General features: G+C 57.6%; 6 protein-coding genes. 5 read left to right on the top strand and 1 reads right to left on the bottom strand.

All coding sequences use genetic code 11. The features are described from left to right. Nucleotides 1–252 precede the first annotated feature (252 nt). The gene (locus GR212_RS31310; RefSeq protein WP_246726115.1) at nt 253–1,359 is read right to left on the bottom strand and encodes an SDR family oxidoreductase; all 1,107 of its coding nucleotides are present in this window, start codon (nt 1,357–1,359) and stop codon (nt 253–255) included. A gap of 901 nt (nt 1,360–2,260) precedes the next feature. Between GR212_RS31310 and GR212_RS31305 the strand changes: the two genes are divergently transcribed. The 5 genes from GR212_RS31305 to GR212_RS31285 all read left to right on the top strand — a co-directional run bounded on the left by GR212_RS31305 (nt 2,261) and on the right by GR212_RS31285 (nt 6,496). Continuing rightward, nucleotides 2,261–2,614 (top strand): PAS domain-containing protein, encoded by a 354-nt coding sequence (locus GR212_RS31305; protein WP_163992916.1) that lies wholly within the window; start codon nt 2,261–2,263, stop codon nt 2,612–2,614. Between the two features lie 34 nt (nt 2,615–2,648). Beyond that, entirely contained in the window at nt 2,649–3,158 is a 510-nt protein-coding gene (locus GR212_RS31300) for a VOC family protein (RefSeq protein ID WP_163992914.1), read from the top strand. A 149-nt stretch (nt 3,159–3,307) separates the two neighbouring features. Continuing rightward, on the top strand, nt 3,308–4,366 hold the full coding sequence (locus GR212_RS31295; RefSeq protein WP_163992912.1) for an aldo/keto reductase: 1,059 nt from the start codon (nt 3,308–3,310) through the stop codon (nt 4,364–4,366). A gap of 195 nt (nt 4,367–4,561) precedes the next feature. After that, nucleotides 4,562–5,593, top strand: a complete 1,032-nt coding sequence (gene gap / locus GR212_RS31290) for a type I glyceraldehyde-3-phosphate dehydrogenase (RefSeq protein ID WP_163992938.1) — start codon at nt 4,562–4,564, stop codon at nt 5,591–5,593. Nucleotides 5,594–5,773: 180 nt separating this feature from the next. Further along, nucleotides 5,774–6,496: a DJ-1/PfpI family protein gene (locus GR212_RS31285; protein WP_163992910.1), complete on the top strand. Its 723-nt coding sequence runs from the start codon at nt 5,774–5,776 to the stop codon at nt 6,494–6,496. The last annotated feature ends 269 nt before the right edge of the window (nt 6,497–6,765 follow it).

Genomic DNA, 6,765 nt, shown 5'->3' with positions numbered 1-6,765 from the left:
CCCGCTCCTGAACAGCACCTACAATCATATCAACTCCCCTCTTCCCACATAGGCAGCGCGCGACCAGCGCCATAGTTTTAAGCGCACGCAATCCCCCGCAGACCAACGACCTGATGGGACGGGCTTGTCCCACTGGCCGCTGTCTTCACGCAGCCTCGCCAGTCGTGGCGAGGCTGCGTCCTGCTTGCTTGGGAGGCAGGCGACCTGACGGAAATCTCAACCCGAGAAACTGAAGATCCCTTCGCGGCTCGGTCAGACGGGTGCTGGAATAACCCGCTTTTCAATCAGGCTCGTAAAGTGCTCCTTGAACATGTCTTCCGTGTCAATACAGTCCGAAAAGCCGTGTTTGCGCGCCTTGATCGTGCTGGTGATGTTGTCGTACGTGGTCTTCAGGACCAGATCGCCGAAGTTCCAGTTTGCGATTTCGTCATATGCGTAAGGCGCAAGACCATGGTCGCGGACAAGACCGTCCCAGATTGCTCTTTTGTCTGCCATCATCTCTTGCATCGAGAACGGAAGGGGGGCGCCGACCGGCAACTTGAAGAATTCGGCGATGCGCGGCCACAGCCGCACCCAACGGAAATAATCACCGTTGGTGATGTTGTAGACTTCGCCGCGTGCAGCATCCGTAGACCCGGCCCAGTCCGTCGCCTGCGCAAGGATCCGGGCGTCTGTCACCTGGTAAAGGGTATTGTACGAGGTATCGGTGCCAGGGAACGCTAGCGGAAGCTTGAGCGCCCGGCATATCGTCGCGTAGACAGCGATCACCATCAGCAGGTTCATCGGATTGCCGACCGCCATTCCGCAGACCGCTTCGGGTCTGAGGGCCGACCATGACCAATCCTTTCCTGTCGAATGTTCCCGAAGGAAGTCCTCCTGGTCATAGTAGAAATTCGGCGAGATATGTCTGGCGTCGTCTTCCCGTGCCGGCGTCGGGAACGGTCCAAGGTGACACCCATAGGCTTTCCCCCCCTGCATCAGCGTCACATGCTTCAGCGATGGAGACGTCTGCTCGACGGCCTTCACGACATTGCGCAGCATGGCAAGATTGGGCGCGACGAGCTCGTGACGTGTCGGAAGCTCTTTGTAGGCCGCATAGACGATGTGCGTCGTTCCGCTTGCCTCAGCAAGCTTCGACACCGTGTCGGCCTCGTCCAGAAGATCGACGGAGATGTGTTCGGCGCGGGTCTCGAATTCGGGACGGCGTCTGGACAGACCAATGATCCTGACATCTTTTTGCTGTTCGAAATGTGCAAGGACAGCGCGTCCGATGACACCGACGGCGCCCGCGACCAAAACTGTTTTCATGATGATTGTCTCCTTAAATGCTGGATGGATTACGAAGGCGGCCGTGGACAAAAGGCGTCACAAGCGGGCTTTACGGCGCCGAAGGCACATGTTTGATCGCACCATCGATCTGGCAAATCGAAAGCACGGCGAGAAAGAGGATTGCCAACCCAGTTTCAGCGCCTCACCCCCGGGATGGGGTCGGCCGACGACGACGGAAGCGATGATAGAAGACAGAACTTGATCATCCGTGGCCCGATAAGCGTGGTTCGAGCAGCCCACGAACACAAACCCTCCAGGCGCGCTCGAACCTCCGGTACTGGGAAACAGATTGCGTAAACGCCCGTCACTAGGCAAAGGCCGACGCACGCCAGGGATGACAGCAAAAATTCCAACTCGGGTCACCTCAACCTCCTCCGATGAGATGCATCACAATCTGATTGGCGCAGAACCTCCCGTAATTCGCGGCTTTCGTCAAGCAATTTTGATCAATCGATAATTTTTTTATAGCTGAGCGGATTTTCTAAGCGAATTCACCCGTCCAAGCCCGATACGCCATAAGAGGCACTGCCCTCGAGTCCCTCTCTGTAGGGGCCACAGCAACTCGCGGATTTCGCATCCTCTCTGATCTGAAATTGCCACGAGTCGATGATTGCCTAGATTCCCCGATCAGCCATTGACAAATTTTTATCGTTCGATCAGTTTTTCATGACGTGACCGATTTGGAGGAGATCCTGGCAGGCGCAAGAGCGGACGAAAGCGGAGGTCGTGCAGGGCTTTCCAGGTTGGAACCGGAACCACGCCGTTGTTTGCGCAAAATAGCGCTGGCTCGCCCTCGCCGTTCGGGAGACGGCGTACGGGGAGATGATCGGCCATAGACACGGTTGATCCAGGTGCCGCCGAAGCGTCGCTTCGAGACGTTGCGCCGTGCATCGCGTTTTGACGGTATTTTTTGAGCTGGAGGAGGGCTCGAATGGAGGATGAGGCGGAAGCCGGCATATTCACCTGGTCGCTTGCCGAGAATGCGCTTTATGCAGACACGGCTGTTGCGGCCCTCTTCGGACTTAATCCGGTGGCGACGCTGCTCGGCCTCTCCCCTGTTGACTACCTGGCCCGTGTCCACCAGGCCGATCGCGACGACGTCGTCAAACTTTGGTTGAAGGCCGTCGCCGACGGTCTGCCCTACAGCGCTGTCTACCGAGTAATGGATGGCACCGGGACGATCAGGCAAGTGATGGCGCACGGCAGATGTTTTCGCGATCGCACGGGCAGTCCCGCCCATTTCGCCGGCATTATCTACCCCTTCGAGACTCCAACGCCGAATTGAAGCAACGATCTGACGACGATCGGGATTTGAGCAAATGACAAAGCAGCTTTTCACGATGAACCATATCGGCATCAACGTCCCCGACGTGGACCTTGCCGTTTCCTGGTACCGAGACGTCCTTGGCTGTTTCGTCCTCGCCGAGCCGGCTGAGGCGAGTGACGACGGAAGTCACCTCGGCGCCATCGTCAAGGATATTTTCGGTGACGCTTTCGGCAAAGTCAGGATCGCCCATCTAACGACGGCCTGCGGTGTGGGAATTGAAATGTTCCAATTCATGGAGCCGAAAACGTACGTCCCTGAAAACACCTTCGACTTTTCTCGATCCGGAATTTTTCACATCTGTCTGACCACCGCAGACATTGACGCGACGGCCAAGCTGATCACGCAAAACGGCGGCAACGTATTGTCGAAGAAATGGCAGCTCTACCCCGAACAGAACATGCGTCTCGTCTACTGCATGGATCCCTGGGGCACGATCATTGAATTCTTCGAGGCGCCCTACGCACAATTTTGCGCCAATCGAGCGGTTCGGCCCAGTGCGTAGGGACCCTCCCCGTGAGTGAGCGGATCACCATAGGCCGCGCCGCAAGCGGCGCCTATCGAGGCATTGCGCCTTCGTCATCCCGTTCAGGACTGCACGCCCCGCCGCTGCGGGCAATCAATCAACCAAACAGCTTATCAAGGAGGAGACGAATGGAATACCGTCAGCTTGGCCGCTCAGGTCTGAAAATTTCGACGATCACAATGGGGACCATGACCTTCGGCGGCGCTGGCTGGGCGCAGAAAACCGGGGCTCTTGAGGTCTCCGAAGCCAGACGCCTCGTCGATCTCTGCATCGATAAGGGAGTCAATCTGCTCGACACGGCCGATGCCTATTCCGATGGCCGATCCGAAGAAATCGTCGGTGAAATTTTGCGGGGTAAGCAAAAAGACGGCGTCCTCATCGCAACGAAGGCGCGCTATCCGATGGGCAACGGTGTGAACAATGCCGGCAACTCCCGCTATCACCTCATCGAAGCCTGTGAGGCCAGCCTGCGCCGCCTGAAGACGGACGTCATCGATCTCTATCAGTTGCATCATTGGGACGGCCATACTCCCCTCGAAGAAACCATGGAAGCCCTCGATACGCTCATCCGGCAGGGCAAGGTCCGATACGTTGGCTGCTCAAATTTCTCGGGCTGGCATATCGTCAAGGCACTTGGGGTCAGCGAACGCAACATGCGCCAGCGGTTCGTCTGCCAGCAGATCCACTATAGCCTGGAATCACGCGACGCCGAGCATGAGTTGCTGCCGGTCGCGGTCGATCAGGGCCTTGGCGTCCTTGTCTGGAGCCCGCTCGCAGGCGGGCTGCTATCCGGCAAGCATCGCCGCAACCAGGCAGCACCCGAAGATAGTCGCCAGTTTGCCGGTTGGACAGAACCGCCGATCCGGGATGAGAACCGTCTCTGGAACATTGTCGAAACCCTCGTCTCGATTGCCGAAAGTAAGGGGGTCTCGCCGGCGCAGGTCGCATTGTCCTGGCTGATCGGCCGTAGGGCAGTTACCTCGATCGTCATCGGGGGGCGGACGGAAGCGCAGTTCCAGGATAATCTGGGGGCAGCCGAACTGAGACTTTCGTCAGACGAGCGCCAACTTCTCGACAATATCAGCAAAAGCCCTCTCCCCTACCCTTATTGGCACCAACGCAATGCGGCGAGCGACAGGCTGAGCGAAGCGGACATTGAAGCGCTCGCAGGGCACGAGAAATCCTAGAGGCATCCAGGCCGGCACTTTGGTGCCGGCTTTTTTCCTCGGTAGATGATGGCCCAATCGTCAGGAGGTGGAGCGAGCTCAACAGCTGGAAACAGTTGGCGGTGTTGGTGTGCCTAACCGAAAATGAGGGAAAATTGTCTTTTGTCGAACGGTCACCCAACCGTAATCTGCCGCGGTCTAAAAACGAGGCATATGATGGTTTTGAGAGTTGCGATCAACGGCTATGGCCGCATTGGGAGAAATGCGCTTCGGGCGCTCTACGAAAGCAATAAGCGTGATGCGATCGAAATTGTCGCCATCAACGATCTTGCGAGCGCAGAGATCAACGCGCATTTGACAGCATTCGACACGACCCATGGCAAGTTTCCGGCTGAGATCTCGGTTGCCGACGGAGTGCTTGTGGTCAACGGCGATCCTATCAAGGTTCTAGCGGAACGGGATCCGGCGAAGCTGCCATGGGGGGAGCTGGATGTTGATCTCGTTCTCGAATGCACCGGAATATTCGCAAACCGTGCGGCCGCGTCGGCTCATCTCACCGCAGGCGCAAAGCGTGTGATTATCTCCGCGCCGGCAGGCAGCGATATCGATGCAACCATCGTTTATGGTGTGAATGACAACGCCCTGAAGGACACCCATCGTATCATTGCGATTGGGTCCTGCACGACCAACTGCTTGGCAACAATCGCAAAGCCCCTGAACGACGCTGTCGGTATCATCGCGGGCAACATGACGACGGTACATGCCGTTACCAACGATCAGGTTTTAACGGACGTCTATCATCCCGATCCGCGCCGCGCCCGCTCTGCCATGGCATCCATTATCCCGACCAAGACAGGCGCAGCGTCGGCAATTGGCCTTGTCCTGCCAGAGCTGCAAGGTCGACTGGATGGATTTTCGATCCGCGTTCCGACCATCGACGTCTGCCTGTTGGTCGTAAGCTTTACTTGCGGGCGACCGACTTCCGCCGACGAGATCAACGCGTTGATGCGATCTGCCGCCGGCGAAGGGCCGCTGAGGGGACTACTGACCATCAGTGATCTGCCCCTGGTCTCCAGCGACTTCATCCATAATTCCGCATCGGCGATTTTTGATACGACACTCACCAAGGTCATCGGCGGTGGCGAGCACGCTACCGTCTATGCCTGGTACGACAATGAATGGGGTTTCGCGAATCGGTTGATCGACAATGCTGTCCAGTTTGGCAGGCTGCCGTTGGCCATGGGATAGCCGGCAACAGAACCGATCTCTGCGCATTGTCCAATTCGGCCGATTGCCGAGCGCCGTCAAGAGACACGCTTTCCCTTTCCCAATCGGCAAACACGTTACGATTCAAGCCAGTCGCTACATCATCGGCCGGCACGGCGGGGCGAACCCCTGTTGGCAACAAACGCCCAAAGGAAGAAACATATGAGGTTTGCACCGGATCAGCACCTGCATATCGGCTCGCTGATATTCGACCGCCTTGATCAGATCGACCTGACCGGTCCCTATGAAGTCCTTTCCGCTATTCCGAACGCGACCGTCCATATCGGAGCGAAGAAGATGGAAGTGGTGAAGGATTTCCACGGGCTGCCGCTCTATCCCACAACCACGCTGCGTGACATGCCAAAGCTCGACATCCTGCATGTCCCGGGCGGTCCGGGGCAGCAGAATTTGATGGAAGACGAAGAAGTCCTTGGTTTCATTCGCCGACAGGCAGCTGAAGCTGCCTTTGTGTTTTCCGTTTGCACCGGTGCACTCTTGGCTGGCGCCGCCGGCCTTTTGAAGGGCCGCCGGGCGACCACCCACTGGGCATCCATGGAAGTGCTTCCGCTTTTGGGCGCCATTCCAGTGAACGAGCGCGTCGTCATCGACGGCAATTGGGTATTCGCGGCCGGAGTGACCTCAGGCATCGATGGTGCGCTGCGCCTCGCCGCAATGGCGCGTGGGGACGATGTCGCCAAACAGATTCAGCTCTATATGCAGTATCAACCCGAGCCGCCCTTTGATAGTGGCACGCCTGAACAGGCACCGCCCCATATTCTGGCGAGACAACGCGACGCTGTCGCCGCGCTCACCGCCGCCCGCATCGAAACGGCGAAGCGTGTCGGAGAAAAACTCGGTCTCGTCTCCTCTGTCGTGGCCGATTGAAGCTAGAGGCCATGACCGGCCGATCAACGGAAAAGATTCGGAGGCCACCGCATCGGTCAGTCTTTGGCTGGAATCACAATCGGCTACCCGTTGATCAATAAGGCCAGGAACCAGGCTAGCATCTCGACTGCACGGGCCTCAGACGGTTTGCTCGATCTTCCGTACGCAGGCTTTGCGCTATTCTATCGACGACGAACTGGACGCCATGAATGTCATGAACGCCGCCAGACCTTGTCTGACGGCGTTTTCGAATTGGTCCCCGGGAAGGC

This window comes from Martinezella lusitana, from assembly GCF_010668395.1.
Taxonomy (GTDB): domain Bacteria; phylum Pseudomonadota; class Alphaproteobacteria; order Rhizobiales; family Rhizobiaceae; genus Rhizobium; species Rhizobium lusitanum_A.
Note: the sequence above shows the minus strand (reverse complement) of the source record. Positions and strands in the feature narration are given on the sequence as shown.

Excerpts from the sequence above, each read along its gene's own strand:
- GR212_RS31300 (WP_163992914.1), top strand. The coding sequence starts at position 2,649 with ATGACAAAGCAGCTTTTCACGATGAACCATATCGGCATCAACGTCCCC.
- GR212_RS31305 (WP_163992916.1), top strand. The coding sequence starts at position 2,261 with ATGGAGGATGAGGCGGAAGCCGGCATATTCACCTGGTCGCTTGCCGAG.
- GR212_RS31285 (WP_163992910.1), top strand. The coding sequence starts at position 5,774 with ATGAGGTTTGCACCGGATCAGCACCTGCATATCGGCTCGCTGATATTC.
- GR212_RS31295 (WP_163992912.1), top strand. The coding sequence starts at position 3,308 with ATGGAATACCGTCAGCTTGGCCGCTCAGGTCTGAAAATTTCGACGATC.
- gap (WP_163992938.1), top strand. The coding sequence starts at position 4,562 with ATGGTTTTGAGAGTTGCGATCAACGGCTATGGCCGCATTGGGAGAAAT.